This is a genomic window from Mixta hanseatica, from assembly GCF_023517775.1.
Classification (GTDB): Bacteria; Pseudomonadota; Gammaproteobacteria; order Enterobacterales; family Enterobacteriaceae; genus Mixta; species Mixta hanseatica.
In genome coordinates this window covers 2,885,895-2,902,597 of record NZ_CP082904.1, presented here as the reverse complement: position 1 = coordinate 2,902,597, position 16,703 = coordinate 2,885,895, and the positions used below count along the sequence as shown (strand labels likewise).

13 protein-coding genes are annotated in these 16,703 nt (G+C 48.2%); 3 read left to right on the top strand and 10 right to left on the bottom strand.

What is annotated here, in order from left to right; genetic code table 11:
* Positions 1-67 precede the first annotated feature (67 nt).
* The 6 genes from K6958_RS13805 to K6958_RS13780 form a co-directional block, all read right to left on the bottom strand.
* Entirely contained in the window at positions 68-961 is an 894-nt protein-coding gene (locus K6958_RS13805) for a pepsin/retropepsin-like aspartic protease family protein (RefSeq protein ID WP_249891665.1), read from the bottom strand.
* A 116-nt stretch (positions 962-1,077) separates the two neighbouring features.
* Positions 1,078-3,213: a peptidase domain-containing ABC transporter gene (locus tag K6958_RS13800; protein WP_249891663.1), complete on the bottom strand. Its 2,136-nt coding sequence runs from the start codon at positions 3,211-3,213 to the stop codon at positions 1,078-1,080.
* Positions 3,213-4,484, bottom strand: coding sequence for an HlyD family secretion protein (locus K6958_RS13795; RefSeq protein WP_249891661.1), 1,272 nt, complete (start codon positions 4,482-4,484; stop codon positions 3,213-3,215). Before K6958_RS13795 ends, K6958_RS13800 begins: the two co-directional genes overlap by 1 nt.
* Positions 4,485-4,507: 23 nt before the next feature.
* Positions 4,508-5,308: a radical SAM protein gene (locus K6958_RS13790; protein WP_249891659.1), complete on the bottom strand. Its 801-nt coding sequence runs from the start codon at positions 5,306-5,308 to the stop codon at positions 4,508-4,510.
* Positions 5,309-5,388: 80 nt separating this feature from the next.
* The gene (locus K6958_RS13785) at positions 5,389-5,688 is read right to left on the bottom strand and encodes a hypothetical protein (protein WP_249891658.1); all 300 of its coding nucleotides are present in this window, start codon (positions 5,686-5,688) and stop codon (positions 5,389-5,391) included.
* A gap of 181 nt (positions 5,689-5,869) precedes the next feature.
* Positions 5,870-6,034: a hypothetical protein gene (locus K6958_RS13780; RefSeq protein ID WP_249891656.1), complete on the bottom strand. Its 165-nt coding sequence runs from the start codon at positions 6,032-6,034 to the stop codon at positions 5,870-5,872.
* Between the two features lie 674 nt (positions 6,035-6,708).
* Between K6958_RS13780 and rcsC the strand changes: the two genes are divergently transcribed.
* The gene (gene rcsC / locus K6958_RS13775; RefSeq protein WP_249891655.1) at positions 6,709-9,561 is read left to right on the top strand and encodes a two-component system sensor histidine kinase RcsC; all 2,853 of its coding nucleotides are present in this window, start codon (positions 6,709-6,711) and stop codon (positions 9,559-9,561) included.
* A gap of 108 nt (positions 9,562-9,669) precedes the next feature.
* Here the strand turns inward: rcsC and K6958_RS13770 are convergent, their stop codons facing one another.
* Positions 9,670-10,362: a B3/B4 domain-containing protein gene (locus K6958_RS13770; protein WP_249891654.1), complete on the bottom strand. Its 693-nt coding sequence runs from the start codon at positions 10,360-10,362 to the stop codon at positions 9,670-9,672.
* 43 nt (positions 10,363-10,405) lie between these two features.
* Here K6958_RS13770 and K6958_RS13765 point away from each other — a divergent pair, with 43 nt between their 5' ends.
* Entirely contained in the window at positions 10,406-11,008 is a 603-nt protein-coding gene (locus K6958_RS13765) for a helix-turn-helix domain-containing protein (protein WP_249891652.1), read from the top strand.
* A 28-nt stretch (positions 11,009-11,036) separates the two neighbouring features.
* Here the strand turns inward: K6958_RS13765 and rcsB are convergent, their stop codons facing one another.
* From rcsB to K6958_RS13750, 3 genes are read right to left on the bottom strand one after another with little or no spacing between them, the layout of a single operon-like run.
* Entirely contained in the window at positions 11,037-11,690 is a 654-nt protein-coding gene (gene rcsB / locus K6958_RS13760) for a response regulator transcription factor RcsB (RefSeq protein WP_085071058.1), read from the bottom strand.
* A gap of 1 nt (position 11,691) precedes the next feature.
* Positions 11,692-14,349: a phosphotransferase RcsD gene (rcsD, locus tag K6958_RS13755; RefSeq protein ID WP_249891650.1), complete on the bottom strand. Its 2,658-nt coding sequence runs from the start codon at positions 14,347-14,349 to the stop codon at positions 11,692-11,694.
* Between the two features lie 23 nt (positions 14,350-14,372).
* The gene (locus K6958_RS13750; protein ID WP_249891649.1) at positions 14,373-15,527 is read right to left on the bottom strand and encodes an MFS transporter; all 1,155 of its coding nucleotides are present in this window, start codon (positions 15,525-15,527) and stop codon (positions 14,373-14,375) included.
* A gap of 792 nt (positions 15,528-16,319) precedes the next feature.
* On the opposite strand from K6958_RS13750, the gene K6958_RS13745 reads away from it, so the two are divergent.
* Positions 16,320-16,703: a BapA prefix-like domain-containing protein gene (locus K6958_RS13745; protein WP_249891647.1), complete on the top strand. Its 384-nt coding sequence runs from the start codon at positions 16,320-16,322 to the stop codon at positions 16,701-16,703.

The following is a 16,703-nucleotide window of genomic DNA, read 5'->3' as shown; positions in this document are numbered from 1 at the left end:
TCCCTTTCAGATAGCGGATAAAAACCAAATCAAAGGCCGGCTTGTCTGGCCTTTCTCTGATCTCTGATTAACCGGCAACAGAGTGCGCTGGTTTCAGCCATAGCCGCTTATTTTTTTGATCAATTTTTATCAGGTACTGCTGTAAAAAATTAACCCCCAACAGCCCGTCGGCCTGAAACGCATCAGGCAGGGAATCAAATACAATCGCCTCAATAGGCTTCGCCAGGCGTTGCAGCCCGGTAGGTGTAACTTCAATATAAGAATATTTATCTTCCTGGTTACGTTTCACCGCCGTGCTATTAGCGAGCGCGCGGGACCTGATAACGGTTGTTGATGCTGCGCTATCCAGAATAAACTTATAATCTTTCTCACCGTCGCTGACAGAAATTACTATTCCTTCATGCTGATTATAAACAAAGGGTAAAGCTATCCAGTCATTTTCAGCAGAAGCTGGTTCCGTTTGTTGACCGTCATCGATAATTAAAGTGCTGGCGGAGAAATCTAACGTAATAATGTGATCGTGAAAAAAACTCAGACCGATAACGGGATAATCGGGCTGCCGGGTGTCGGTTTCCGGCTGGATTTCCGCCGGGCTGGCATAATCCAGTCCCCACGGCTTATATTCCGTGCCATTTATATTGCTAAAGCGCAGCCCTGCAATATCGAGACGATCAATCGAAAAGGTACGGGTTTCAGAAACCTGACCTGCAAGGTCAATGCTTTTCTGCTTGTCATCGGTCAGGCGTAAGGTGGGGATTTGCTTTATCATCTCGGCGGGAAGATGAAGGCCATTTTGGGTTCCCGTATCAAAAATAAAACGCTGTGCATCACCGTAAATCGTCAGTGATATTAGCGGAAGGTTGAAGTTTTTGTCAAAATCCACCCGGAATTGCGCCGTTTTTCCTGCCGCTGCTTGCGTAGAGATGATTGAAAAGGCTAATAGAAATCGTAGAAAATTCACAGGGTGTCTCCTATTACATTCCCGGGAGCTTACAGTAGTAAGTGAGTGAGACAGGCAAGGCGAGCCAACGTACAGGCAGCTTGAAGTATGACGAGAATAAGTTCTATTAGTACCTGCTAACTGGCTCTTTCATTGTAGTAATCAGAAATAATGTTTGCTTTTTCTATTGTGAGTACTCTGTTAGCCATCATAATCGTCTCTTTTCTGTGTGCAACAATTAATTTGGTTAAGTTGAATTTCGAAATTATACGATTTACCGCCTGTTCATTACCTGTATCTAAATGGCTTGTCGCTTCGTCCAGCGCCAGTATTTTCGGCTGCCGGTATAGCGCTCGGGCGAGTAATATCCGCTGTTTTTGCCCTCCGGACAGACCGCTACCGATATCGCCAATCAAAGTATTGTAACCCATGGGCATAGCTAAGATTTCATCATGAATAACGGCCATCGCCGCGCAGGACTCAATCCGTTCCCTGTCTGGCTCAGCAGCAAAGAAGCAGATGTTATCGGCTATGCTGCCAGAAAATAGATGGTCATCTTGCATTACACTGCCAATAATAGTTCTGAGGCTGGTAACATTAAGGCGCGTCAAGGGAACATTACCGATCAATATTACACCTGCTGTTGGGGTTAGTAATCCTAATAATAATTTCAATAATGTGGTTTTTCCGCAACCGGACGGGCCGGTAATAGCGATTGACTGATTCGCTGGGATAGTTAAGTTGATATTTTCTAAGATAAAAGGTTCATAAGTGGAGTAACGAAAGCAGACATTTCTTAACTTTATCTGCGTTGTCAGTTTGTGAATATCGTAATGAAACGTTTCCGGGTATGGCGGGTGTTTTTCCGGCGGGCTAAACACAACATCAGCCAGACGCTCAACGTGTAATTTTAACATGGCTATAGTACAAAGGTTATCAATCAAAGAAACAATACGCTCGCTTAATTGCTCTTTATAGGACATAAAAGCAAGGAGCATACCTACAGAAAATTCATTGTTTAAAATAAATAAAGCCGCCAGCCATATTATAATAATTCTTTCAGCATTAAAAAGTAGCGTATTTGCAGCCTGAAAAGAAATGCTTAATCTTTCCAGTATCAGGTTAGCGTTGAACTCTTTTGCTAACAAATTTATCCAGCCTATATGACGATACTCCGCATTACCATACAGGCGTATGCTTTGTATGCCGCGCATAGATTCTAAAAAATAACTTTCTTGGTTAGCTCTGTTAATGATAAATTCCGAAGTAGCGTAGCGCTGTTTTTTGAACGCTAGCCATCTTAATCCAGCATAGAGTAATATGGCGAAAAAAGAAATAATAGCTAACCTGGCGCTATATAGAAACATCATTAAAAGCGTACTTATCACGAGCAAACCATCTAAAATACCGGTGACGACTTTGGTGGTTAGGCCGTCCTGAATCTCCTGGATAGAATTAAATCTTGATGTTATATCGCCTAAGTGCCGCCGCTGGAACCACGCTAAAGGTAGTTTCAGTACATGAGAAAAAACATTGCCCGCCCATTGGAAATTAAGCTGGGTAGATAAAATGGTTGTTAACCATGAACGAATAGCTTCGATAGCGGTGCGCAAAAAGACGAGTAGGAGAAAGCCAATACCCAGAACCATAATCAAGTTGCGATCGGCGGTAACTATAGCTTCGTCAACTATCCATTGTAAGTAAAGGGGACCCATAAGCGTACAAAATTGTAACATTATTCCCAGTAACACCAGCTGTAATAAACCTTTTTTAAGTCCTGTTATTTTTCCCATAACCGAAGAAAAAGAGACTTTTATTCTGCTCTTTTCTTCCTTAAAGGAATGTTTGGGCATTAATTCAAGCGCGATGCCAGTAAAATGATGGGAACATTTCCCGAAAGAAATTTTACAGTTACCCACGCCGGGATCGTGGATAATAAGATAGCGACGGTTTGCTTTCTTCAGTACAACGAAGTGATTAAAGTTCCAGTGTAATATACATGGGCATTTCAGATGGTGAAGCTGCTCCAGCTCTATTCTTACAGGCCGGGAAGTAAACTGGAGATCTTCAGCAATAGTAACCAGATCTTTTAATGTTGTTCCACGATATGACAATAAAAAACGCCGTCTTATATCCAATAAATTATAATCACAGCCCCAGTAATTGGCGATCATAGTTATACAGGCCAGTCCGCACTCAGAAGTTTCCGTTTGCAATATTACTGGCAAGCGTCTGGTTAAGTTAAAATTGATGTTTAACTTACTATATGCCATCACAAAGTTCCTCTGATGCTATATAAAGGCTCAAGAATCCATTCATATATTTTCCTCTCTTCTAACAAAATGCTGGCTGAAAATTCCATACCTGTTTTTAATGGGTATTTCATGCCATAAGCTTTTATTTCCTGGCTGTCAAGTTTTAAGCGAATACGATAAAGTGCCGTTTGATTTTCTACTGATTTGACATTGATTCCAAGGTTTAGTAAATCACTGGGTTGTAGAGTGTTGCGGGATATTTCATGGATAATGCTGCGATACTGACCAAATTTTTGGTATGGATAGGCCTGATACTGTAATAAAACAGGCATTCCTTGTTTTAAAAATCCTATGGAATCTGAAGGTATAAACAGATTGGCCTCTAAGGTTGTATTTTCAGGTATTAACGTTGCCAGTAGCGTATATTCTTCTATATTTTGCCCCTCAGAAATAACGATTGTGCTAATTACTCCGTTCTGAGGTGCGACAATATGCATACTCTTTTGGGCGTTCGTTTCTAATATATCTTTTTGGATAAGGTTGATTTCACGTTGGTAAAGTGAGTATTCTCTCTTTTCCTGTAATAATAGTTGCTCAAGCTCAGACCGAACGTTATCCTGTTCTCTGGTTAGAGCCGCTAACTGCTTTTTTAATTCTATAGAATCACTTTTTTTTACGAAGAGTTGTGATTTTTTTTCATTTAATTCAAGCTGGCTCACAAAATTATTCTGCAATAATTTAATATAGCGGTTTACAATATCGGTAAACAACGTTATCTGTTCTTTTTGGACTTTGATTGACTCCATAGTTAGCTGCTCTTCCTTGTTTAAATTGGAAATCCTTTTTTGCAAGCCTGCTTTTTTCCAGGCAAGCTGTGCTTTGATCACCTGATAATCCTTTGCCAGATTTTCTTTACGCTCCAGCAGCAATTTATGAATCTCTTCACCGTTTGTTCCCTGAATTGAGCTAAAACGTTCATTCGATAATGTAAACAGGGGATCACCAGTGGCGATTTTTTGCCCCTCATGTACTAACACTTTATTAACGAAACTTGGTTCAATAGCGCTAATTCTGATAATGCGTTGAACAGGAAGTAATACGCCTTTAACCTGCGTTTTTCTGGTGTAGGTAAAAAAAACAAAAAATATAATTATAGCTGTAATTAAAATAACAAAAAAAGCGCTGATAACCGTCAGACTTAAAGGTCTAGTTAATAAAATATGTCCGGTAAATCTCTCCTGTTGGTAATTTATGGCTTCAGCTCGGAATAATTTTTTTATTTTATTCATAACGAATGATCCATGGGGACAATCTAGTAAATGGCATTTTCAATTTCAGCAAAGGTTTTTCCTTTGTTAATTGCATAATTACATAATCTGATGCAAATTTCCTGATAAAATTTGCAAAATAGGTTGATATTATTCATGCCATTTTCTTTACTGTACCTGTGTGGTAAAGAACCAAAACAGAAGCCATTCCTGCATAATTTCCTTACTCCGCATGCCTGACATTGCTCGGGTAAAGTAAAAATGCCCCTGTAGAGTCCCAGAATAGCTTCTGACGTGATGAATTCTTCTAACGTGCTGTTGGCTAAGTTATAGTTCTGATTAAATAATTCTGGGTGCGTATTTCTTAATATATCATCAGGGTTGATATAGCCGTCCGATCTGACAGTAATCACAACATAATTGACTTTTTTTATTTTTTCATATTCTGTTCCGCTAATCATTAATATGCTGAGTAAATCGTTAAAAACTCTCAGCGACATATGCCTGTTGATTTTTGGGGTGTTATTTTTTTCCCATTCCTGATAAACGTCCAGCAAAAAATTTCCTATGCCTTCTACCCGTTTTTCATTCATTTCATCAATAGTGAAGTCAGGTTCGATAAAAGATATATATGGCGTTTTAATCTCGTCAACAAAATATCTGAAAATGCGTTTGCCATTTTTATCAGGGTTAATCACGCATATTATTCCCGGATAAGGTAATTTATTATCTTTACTGGCTGCGATCAGCTGCGATAACCCTGCCATGACTCTGTGGTAAGTTCCTTTACCTCGTCGATCAATACGATTCAAATTATGAGTAATCGCATCACCATCCAGACTCACTGATGCAGCAACCTGATATTTGGCAAAAATATTAATCCAGTCATCATCGATAAGCGTCCCGTTACATTGTAGGACAAACTCTAGCGTGCATATTTTTTCAATGCTTCAGACAAAATCAGCAGCATTTCTTCTAATCGTTTTTTCCCCATCATAAGCGGTTCGCCGCCGTGAATATCTATGCGTAAGATATCGATTTGATGCGCCGCAACGGTTTCTTTTAGGTAGTTTGCTAATTGTATAACCGTTTTCTTACTCATTACTCCGGGCTTATCGGTAAAGTCCCGATTATCGCCTTCGAAATAATAGCAGTAGCGACAGGCGATATTACAGCGCTCTGTCACTTTTAAAATAATTTCCAGGATATCAATTTTTTTAGACATGCTGAAGTCTCTTATCATCAAGAAATGGGTTGATGAAGAATAAGGCTAAATTAGCCTTATTCTTCGGTTATTCCCTTTATGTTTCAGGCTGTAAGTGAGTGGGTGGTGTTCTGACGAGTGTATCGCTTACTTTCCGCCTTCCTGCAACCTGAATTATTTAGGGGTTAAATCAGAAGCTGACTTAGAAGCTTCGACTCCAGCGAAGATAGGCTCTAAACCATCCTCCGCCAACGTTAGTTAAATCGTCAGTAGATAATTCTTCTATTGACTCTTTCTCTACGGCTGGCGATCTGTTTTTTTCGGTATTCAACAGCATTTTTTTAAGGTCGTTAATAGTAATATTCATTTCAATCTCCTTTTGGATATCGTGATTACGTAACGATTACTACATCTGCTGCTTATCGTATCAAAGCAGCCTTTATACCCGTTATACTTCAAGCTGCCTGTGCGTTGGCCCTCCTCGCTCATCCTGGTCACTTATCGGTGTAAGCTCCCGGGAATTCGCTGCGTGGCCGCCTTCCTGCAACATGAATTATTTAGGGCATATACTTAATGCCACGGCTTTAAACATGTGAATATTTTCCAGGCAAGTAAATTAATTCACCCTGGTTATTATTTTTCCGGTATCTTTAAGAGTAAAGTAAACCACTAAAAACAGATTTAACACTGAGTGATGAATTGCTTGTCATGCTAATTATGTTGTGTTTATATAATTTCAGTCCATATAAAGATAATGATTTTCTGTTTGTTATTTTTTCTGATTTTCATTTTATTGTTTATTGTCGTTAATTAGTCGCATAATTTTATTTAACAGACCGTGATACCTGTCACGACCTGTGTAAAAAATGATCAATAGCTGGGCGGTGTCATGGCGAGGGATCGGGGCAATTTCTTATTTTCGCGCTATCGCCCGGTTTAACACTGCGCGCTAGTGGCCAACGTCTGGCTTTTTTCGCCGCCTGACGCTACTGTATCGGGATCAAAAAATATTACTCATTGGCGGTTGCGCCCAGGTTTCCCTTGAAATATCTCGTTTCGTTTCGCACTACGCTAAGGATTTCCCGCTACCTGTTTCGCGCGCTGGCGCTGATGCTCTGGTCGCTGGGAGCGCTGTTAACCGCATTTTACGTTATCAGCATTCTGCATGAGCAAGAAGCGCAGGTGCGTCAAGAGTTTACGCTTAACTACGATCAGGCGCAGTGGTACGTGCGCCACTCTACCGATATCACCCGCGAGCTAAAGTATATTGCGGAAAACCGCCTGAACAGCAGCGCTAACGGCACGGACGTGCTGAACGGCGTCTTTCCCGGCAAAGTCACCATGCCGCAATTCTATCCGCTGGTCGACAATACCAACTGCTCCGCCATGAGCAACACCTGGCGCAGTTCGCTGGAGTCGCTCAGCTATTTTCTCAACTACTGGAAAACCAACTTCGCCTCCGCCTATGAGTTAAACCGGGTCTTTTTTATCGGCGGCGAAGGGATGTGCATGGCTGACTTCGGCATCGGCAACGGCTCGGTCGATCGTGAGCGTACGGTGAAAACCCTGCACGAGCGTATTTTGCGCTATCGCAATAGCAGCGCAGACGAGCGGAAAAGCAACCTTTACTGGGTAAGCAATAACGGGCAGCCGGGCATCGGCTATTTCTATATGGTTACGCCCATCTATATTGCTAACAAGCTGGAGGCGCTGTTAGGCATAGAGCAAAACATTCGTCTGGATGATTTTGTTACGCCGGGCAGCCTGCCGATTACCGCCACGCTGGTTAATGAGGCTAATCAGCCGGTGCTTTCATCCAATCGGGGGCGCGTCGCCTTCTCGCTGGATGAAATTCCCGATCGGAAAGCCTGGTTTGGCTATGTCGACAGCTATAAGCAGCTGGTGCTGAAGAAAACCCTGCATCCTTCTAACCTGAGCATCATCTATTCGGTGCCGACCGATGTATTGGTGGATCGGCTTAAGCTGTTAATGATCAATGCCATCCTGCTGAATTTGATCAGCGCGATTATTCTGTTCACCCTGGCCTGGCTGTTTGAGCGCCGAATGTTCCTGCCTGCGGAGGAGAACGCGCATCGGCTGGAGGAGCATGAGCAGTTTAACCGTAAGATCGTCGCCTCTGCGCCAGTGGGCATCTGTATTCTGCGCACCCGCGACGGCACCAATATCCTCAGTAACGAGCTGGCGCATAACTATCTCACCATGCTAACGCAGGAAGATCGCCAGAAACTGACGGAAATCATCAGCGGCCAGCAGGTTAACTTTGTCGACCTGTTGACCGGCAGCAATACCAACCTGCAAATCAGCTTTGTTCATTCACGCTATCGCAATGAGAACGTGGCGATTTGTGTGCTGGTGGATGTTAGCGCGCGCGTGAAAATGGAAGAGTCGCTGCAGGAGATGGCGCAGGCGGCCGAGCAGGCCAGCCAGTCTAAATCGATGTTCCTCGCCACCGTCAGTCATGAGCTGCGTACGCCGCTGTATGGGATCATCGGCAACCTCGATCTGTTGCAGACCAAGCAGCTGCCGAAAGGGGTGGACTCGCTGGTAACGGCGATGAATAACTCTTCCAGCCTGTTGCTGAAAATTATCAGCGATATTCTCGACTTTTCTAAAATTGAGTCGGAGCAGCTGCAAATCGAGCCGCGTCCTTTTGCCCCGCGCGAGATCATTACCCATATCACCGCCAACTATTTATCGCTGGTGGTGAAAAAGCGCCTGACGCTCTACTGCTTTATTGAATACGACGTGCCGGTCGCGCTGGACGGCGATCCCATGCGCCTGCAGCAGGTGATTTCCAACCTGCTCAATAACGCCATTAAATTTACCCATACCGGCTGCATTATTCTACATGCCTATGTCCGCCAGGGGTATCTGGCGGTGCGCGTACGTGATACCGGCGTGGGCATCGCCAACAAAGAGATCACCCGACTATTTGATCCCTTCTTCCAGGTAGGCACCGGCGTACAGCGTAACTTCCAGGGAACCGGCCTTGGCCTGGCGATCTGTGAAAAGCTGATCAATATGATGGACGGCGATATTGAAGTAGAGTCGGAACCGGGCATGGGCAGCCAGTTTATCGTGCGTATTCCACTCTATAACAGCCAGGTGATGGCGCCGGTGCTGCATGAAGGGTTGGAAGATAAGCAGATCTGGCTGGCGCTGCGAAACGATGCGCTGGCCGCCTTTATGACGCGGCTGTTGCAGGCGCATGGGATCAAGGTTTTGCGCCTGGACGATCAGGAGTGGCGGGCGGATGACGTGATCATTACCGATTACGACTTCCAGCCGGAACAGCCGGTACGTGCGGTGATTATGTTTGACGGCGCGCATATTGACGTGCCGTATGAGCTGAAACCCGGACGCTGGATCTATAGCACCGCCATGCCGCACGAACTGCCAGCGCTGCTGGGCAGAATTTACAGCGTACTGGTTGAAGTGCCGGACGGCCTGGCTTCGCTGCCGGTGCCGGAGCAGCCGGGCATTGATAACCATGACATTCTTATCCTGGTGGTGGACGATCATCCTATTAACCGTATGCTGCTTTCCGATCAGCTTAGCTCGCTGGGCTACCGGGTTAAAACCGCGCAGGATGGGGTGGATGCCCTTAACGTTATCAGCCGCAGCGAAATTGATATCGTGCTGACCGATGTGAATATGCCGAATATGGATGGTTATCGTCTTACGCAGCGCCTGCGCCAGCTGGGACAAACCTTCCCGATTATTGGCGTAACCGCCAATGCCCTGGCGGAGGAGAAGCAACGCTGTATGGAGGCGGGAATGGACAACTGCCTGTCGAAGCCGGTGACGCTGGACACGTTAAAAACTTCGCTGGCTATCTATGCCGAGCGCGTGAGAAAAGTGCGCGGCGTGTAGTACCAAAGAATTTAAACGCAGCGTGATAAAAAGAAAGCCGCCCTGGCGGCTTGTTAAAGATTAAATAACTTCGCCAGGCGGCAGGGTTTAGGCAATGGCCTGTAAGGATCAACTTTCCAGCGTAATCAGCTGGCTGTGCGCTTTCATTCCCGGCATCAGCTGCGTCAGCAGCGCGATTAGCGTATCGCCTGCTTCTTGCAGGGCGGGTAACGGCATCGCCGGCAGGCTTTCCAGGATAAACCACATTTGCTGCGCATGGCTATCCAGACGGGTCCTGACGCCCTGACGCCAGTTCCAGCGCCGACAGGTAACGCCCCGATCGTCGCGCCAGATCGCTTCGCCCGGTTCAGGGGATTCCATCGCCGGTTCGCCCGCTTTTACCGTATCGAAAAGTTCGCTGCCGTCGGCAAGGGTTAGCCGGGGTTGACCCTGATAAGCCGCCAGATTTTCACCGCCGACCGGTACCGCATAACGAATGCTGATCGCATTATAAATATCTACCACCGGATCGATTGCGGTCAGCCTGCCTTCTTTCAATACCCTTTTGCGTAGCGCCTCGGCGGAGCAGGGCGTCTTTTTAGGCTTCGCGCCAAACGCCTTAAACACCTCGCTCCACGCCTGCAGGTGCGCTTCCGCCCAGGGGAAATCATGTTGCTGCACGGCCTGACAGGCCTCATCCAGCGCCTGCTGCGCCACCTGCGGATCGCGCACTGGCGCAGCCTCGACAACAATGCTGAGCGCCCTGAAGCCTGGCGCAATGTCAGCCAGCGATGATTCAATTGACGGCGTAACGGAAATCACAAGATAATCCTCTATTGACTAATTTATTGCATAGTAGTGACCGATGACCACAAAAGTCAATATAACGACCGATGCCGGCGCCAATGTTTCGCAGGTCAGCGAGGCGATTGCGCTACGTATCAAGGCCTACCGTAAAAAGAAAAAACTGTCGCTGGATGAGCTTTCGCGGCGCGCGGGCATCAGTAAGGGCATGCTGGTTGAAATCGAGAAGGGCGCGGCGAATCCCAGTATTGCCATCCTGTGCAAGCTCTCGGCTGCACTTGGCGTTTCCGTGGCTGATATGGTGGATGTCGCCAGCGATCCGCTGGTGCATGTAATCGCGGCAGAAAATATGCCGATACTGTGGCAAGGTGAACGGGGAGGAAAGGCGCAGCTGCTGGCGGGCACGTCTGGCCCTGATATGATTGAGCTCTGGCGCTGGAGCCTGCTGCCGGGAGAAATATTTACCTCAGCCGGCCATCCTGTCGGCACCTCTGAGCTTTTTTACGTCGAACAGGGCACGCTGACGTTAACGGTGGCGGAAAATAGCGTAATGATTGAAGCGGGGGCGGCGGCGATAGCGCGCACGGATGTGCCGCATAGCTATGCCAATGAACAGGAGACGCCGTTGATTTTTACCATGACGGTGGCCGAGCTGCATACATAACGCGTCTTCCCTGACGCGTTATCCAGACTTACTCTTTATCCATCGGCGCGGTAGTGCTGACCGAAGAGAGGTAATTCAGCAGCGCAATATCGTTATCAACGCCCAGCTTCATCATGGCTGATTTCTTCTGGCTACTGATGGTTTTGATACTGCGGTTCAGCTTCTTGGCGATCTCAGTCACCAGGAAACCTTCGGCGAACAGACGCAGCACTTCGCTCTCTTTCGGCGACAGGCGCTTATCGCCATAGCCGCCGGCGCTGATTTTCTCCAGCAGCTTGGCCACGCTTTCCGGGGTATATTTCTTCCCTTTCTGCAGTGCCGCCAGCGCTTTCGGCAGGTCGGTCGGCGCGCCCTGTTTCAGTACGATGCCTTCGATATCCAGATCCAGCACGGCGCTGAGGATTGCCGGGTTATTATTCATGGTCAGAACGATAATCGACAGATCCGGATAGTGACGTTTGATATATTTGATCAGCGTAATGCCGTCGCCATATTTTTCGCCAGGCATGGAGAGGTCGGTAATCAGGACGTTGGCGTCCAGTTTGGAAAGGCTGTTAATCAATGCTGTCGAGTCTTCAAACTCACCAACTACGTTGACCCATTCAATCTGTTCAAGAGATTTACGAATGCCAAACAGAACAATTGGATGGTCATCGGCAATAATTACGTTCAAATTATTCATCTTATTGGTTACCTTGCTGCAGCAGTTTATTGACGTAAGCGTCAATGTCACTGGTGGTATTTTTGATGTTTAAATCGTCACTCGCTTTAATGTGCTGTTCCAGCTGTTCACAAAGCTCCTTGCCGGGTACCAGATTAAGCATGGCAAATACCCCTTTCAGGCGATGCGCTGTCTGAGCAAGCGTCGCGTAATCCCTGTTCGACGCCTCAGTATACAGTCTCTGTACATCTTCCGGTACTGTCTCGACAAATAGCTGGTAGTACCCTCCGCTAATCAGCGGAACGGCCTCCTCTTCTTCATCTTCTCCGGCAGGCGACATATCCTGAGATAGCTGTTTCTCAATCAGCTGTAACAGCGCATCCTGTAACGCGCTACTCAGGTTAAAATTAACCCGATACTGCTGTTCATTCAGGACGGTAAAGCCCAGTTCATTATCCGTCAGCAACAACGACCAGCCGGAAAGCCGCGCCGGGTCGTCGGTGATCAGGATATCGTGCGATTGGCCGGCAAAGCGTTCATCCGGCGTAATGCACTTCGCGCCCCAGTTTTCTAACTGATGGGTGACGATTTTGCGAATGTCATCGACGGCGATGTCGATAAGCATAATGACATCTTCCAGCAGCTTCTCTTCCTGCTGCTGTTGATGCTCCGGCGGCACGTGCAACAAAATGCTGTAGCGCGTGCCGATATCTGGCCGGGCCAGGATCTCCAGGTGGCCGCCCATCTGTTTGCATAGCTGGCGGCAGAGGAAAAAGGCGAGACCGGACGCCTGGCCAAAACGATCTTCGCTGGTTTCGCCAAGGAACGGAAAATCGTTATTGCCCAACTCGTCACGCGTCAGGCCTGCGCCGGTATCCACAATCTGAATATTCAAGCGATCGGGACGATCGGACGGTGAATCGACCTCCAGCGTAATCTTGCCCCAGCTGGTGGTGGTAAGCGAATAGTGAAGCAGGGTAGCCAGCACCTTATACATCGCCCGGCTGTCGCCAAAGCGCATCTCATCACTGTTAAGGTGGTTGCGCACCAGCAGCGTTAATCCTTTCCGGCGCGACAGCGGCAGCAGCTCCAGCGTCAGCTCATCCAGCAGGGATTGCAGATTAAACGAGGAAGCGTCCGGCGCCCAGTCATGGGTTTCCAGCCGGTTCAGCAGCACAATATCATCTACCAGCCGCGCTAACGCCTGGCTGTTTTCCAGCGCGTCCAGCGCGTGATCGTCTTCGCTGATTTCGCTCAACGTTTGTAGCTGCGCCACCACCTGCTGCAGCGGACGATGCAGCGCATGGCCAAGATTCTGCAACAGCTGTTGGCGCAGCTGATGATTGCGATCCAGTACCTGCTGCGCTTTTTGCAGTTTTTTATTTACCAGCAGCTCACGATCCTGATCGCGCATCAGAAACAGCTGGGTATGCGGCGAATGATGGCTGCGGGCGTGACGAATCTCATACACTTCGTTATTCACCGTCGCCTGCAGCACGCCCTGATGCTGATCGGACATATTCACGATTTTTTGCAGGTTCAGGTGCGGCAGCAGATGCTCCGCAATTTTGTTGCTGATAATGGTGCGGTTGCTGGCGAAGTCGTAGACCAGCAGGCCGACCGGCAGACTGCTGACGATCTCCTCGTTTAGCATCCGCAACGCGTCCAGCTCGGCGCTCTGGTTTTCTCCCGGGCGCAGCGACTGCTGGCGCAGCAAAAACAGGCCGGCCAGCGACATTAACAGCAACAGCAGGTTGGCAATCAGCGGCCACATCAGATTGCGCAATGTATCTAAGGCGAGCGTACTGAGCGGGATACGATAAATCAGCTGCAGCGGCGTGCTGGGCAGCGAAGCCGCGATCTCGACGTTGGGATTGTTAAGGGTGATACGGGTATTTTGTAATTCATCATCGCTGGTCGCGCTGCTGTTCAGGGTGGCGTCCTGCTTCAGCTGGAAATTCTCCAACGGCATATTATGCGGGATGAGATCGTTAACCGGCATATCAAACGCCACCACGGTGGCCAGATGGCCCGGCTGATTAAAGGTGGTGCGCACGGTAAAATAGTGATCGTTCTGCCAGGCAAAACGGCGCAGCGGGGAGAAGCTCTCGCGCTCATCCAGCGCGTTGGCCTGTTGCAGCATTTCTGCACGACGCGCGTCGACGATATTGCTGATGGCACTCTCTTTATAGCGCGTCGCCATATCTTTCAGCGGCAGAGTAGAGATCAGGATCAGGCTGTTATCCTGCCCGTTAAGGAAATACATCGACCAGGTGCTGTTTTCCGCGCCCCAAAGCGTGTCCAGATAGTTAGACATACGCAGCGTCATATCCAGCGTGCTGCTGTCATGGGATCCGAAGATCAGCGCCTCGGTTTTGCGGCGCATCTTTTCCAGATAATAGACGTCAGGACGCAGTCGCGTCTCCTGCAGGCTGGCTGAAGGCGCGCTACCGGCGGCGCTGGCCGCCAGGTTCTCATAGATCTGCCAGGTCGCAAAGCGATAGGTATCGATGCGCTTTTGCATTGAGCGGGTAATATCCGCCATAGCATAGCGTTTTTCCATCAGCCACGCATTCACCGCGTTATGAACCATAAAACCCAGCGCCAGCAACAGCAGTAGAATAAACATCACGAAAAAACGCGTAACGTTGCTGGAGGATAAAGGAAACTTGTACATCATGATGAAAGGGGGCACCTGACCATTTAACGTGTCACCAGCCGTGCGCTGGCAGCAACCGCCACCAGAAGAACCACGATGGCAGCAAAGGCGGTCACCAGACTAAAGCCGTGAGCCACAAAACCGATTAACGCCGGACCTGCCAGAATACCGGCATAACCGATGGTTGTCATGGCTGAGATCGCCATATTTACCGGCATTGCGGTTTGACGCCCGGCGGCGCTGAACAAAATCGGCACGGTATTGGCCGCGCCAAAGCCAATCAGTAAAAACGACAGCAGGGCAATCGCCACATTATCAACGCTAATCAACAACAGTACGCCCAGCGCGGCGCAGAGGCAACCGCCTGCCAGTACCAGTCGGTTACTGAAACGGCTAACGATACGGTCGCCGGTTAAACGACCAATACTCATGGCAATGGAAAACACCGCGTAGCCCAAACCAGCCTGTGCGGCGGGCATATGGCGTTCCTGAGTCAGCAGCAGGGCGCTCCAGTCCAGTACCGCACCTTCGGTAAGAAACAGAATAAAACAGAGCAGGCCAAGAAACAGCACCCAGCCGCGCGGCACCACAAACAGCGGGGTGTCCTGCTGATGGGTACGCTCGGTCAGCAGCCAACGTTGGCTGCCCAGCAGCAGCAGCAACAGCAGAATCACCATCGCCAGCACCGCCTGCAGCGGCGGCAGGCCCAGCCACAGCATTGCGCTGACCAGACCAGCGCCGGCAATGCCGCCGACGCTGTAAAAACCGTGAAAACCGGACATCATGGTGCGTTCTGCGGCTTTCTCTACCTCTACGGCCTGAATATTCATCGCCACATCCAGCGTGCCAATCGCCCCGCCGAACAGCATCAGCGCAATCGCCAGTGCGACAGGGGAGGCCAGCGTCGCCATAAACGGCAACAGCAGCATAACAATTAACGATGAGCAGACAATGACGCGTTTGCAGCCCTGCTTGCCAACTAACGCCCCGGTCAACGGCATGGCGATCAATGACCCAAGACCAAGAAACAGCAGCAGGCCGCCCAGCGCCGCATCGCTAACGTCGAGGCGTGATTTGGCGTAAGGCACCAGTGGCGCCCAGGTTGAAACGCCGGTACCGGCAATCAGGAAAATGATCCGCGTCGCCAGCTGCACTGCAGGCTGGCTTTTCCGTGTCTGTTCAACATCTGCTGATGTCATTGTTCAGTTTCCATGGTGCGCAAAGGGGTTCCTTTTTAACACAAAATCAACCGGCAGAGCAGCCTTTCATCCCGGCAGGATGGCGGCTGCAGCCAGACTGCGCCAGCAAGCTTATTAAACGATAACGCCGTGCTTGTTAATTCATTTTCCGCCGTAACCCGGCTTTTCAGGAAATATCCTGGCTAAATGCCGTAAAAGCAGACGTTAACGCGGGACGGCAGCGGAAAAAGTATCGTACAGACTGCCTGTTTTAGCCTGTTTTCCAGCCATTATTTTTCTTGAGGAAAAACAGCGTGACAGAGGAGCAGCCTGACGGCGGCGATCATAAATTTGTGTGAAAGATCACCTATTGACAAAAATATTGACCGGCCCTTTCGCAGCGCTCAATACGCTGGATTTCCCCCTTCAAAGCATATTCTCTCGGTGTATTAACGCGGCTATAAAACAGTTGATTGGTAAGAATTTTATTAATAAATATTTATGTCATTTTTAATATTTAATCAAATAATTTAACCATATTAAATTATTTTATTTTATCGATATAATAAAAAACATTCATCGCAAGCGTAGCGGTTTTTGATTATATCTGAAGCGTATAAAGAAAATAATGGCGGCAAAGCTGTTTAAACCAGGGGTATAGATCGTTCTTCTCTCTCTGATCCCTTTATTCGCACCGGGTAAGCTTCAATCTAAAGATATGTCGTGGCTTCTGTATACACAGAAAAACTATAAGAATTTCTTTACTTTGATTACTTCAAACATTACCTCAACTTGTGTGAAAAGGGGTTTCAGATGGCACAGCTCTCCACCGGGCGCGTAGATATTATTTCACGCGAAAACGGCACCTTACTCTCGCAAAACAGCACCAATGCTTCCCGTACGGTTTTACTCAGTGAACCCAGCGTCGTCAGGATTAATGGCACCCGTGCCGCCGTGGCCTCTTTTGAACGACAGGGCGACGATCTAATCCTACATATGCAGGACGGCAGCGTGGTGCGCTATCAGCGTTTCTTTCTGAATGATGAAAACGGCGAGCACAGCGAGCTGGTGTTTGATGATGGCGTCAATCCCCCTGAGCACGCCATCTTCCCGGCGGCCAGCGAGGGCGCAGATGCCACGGCGATGGCCGTTACGCCAACCTATCAGTCCCTGGCGGATATCGATCCGCTGCTCTAG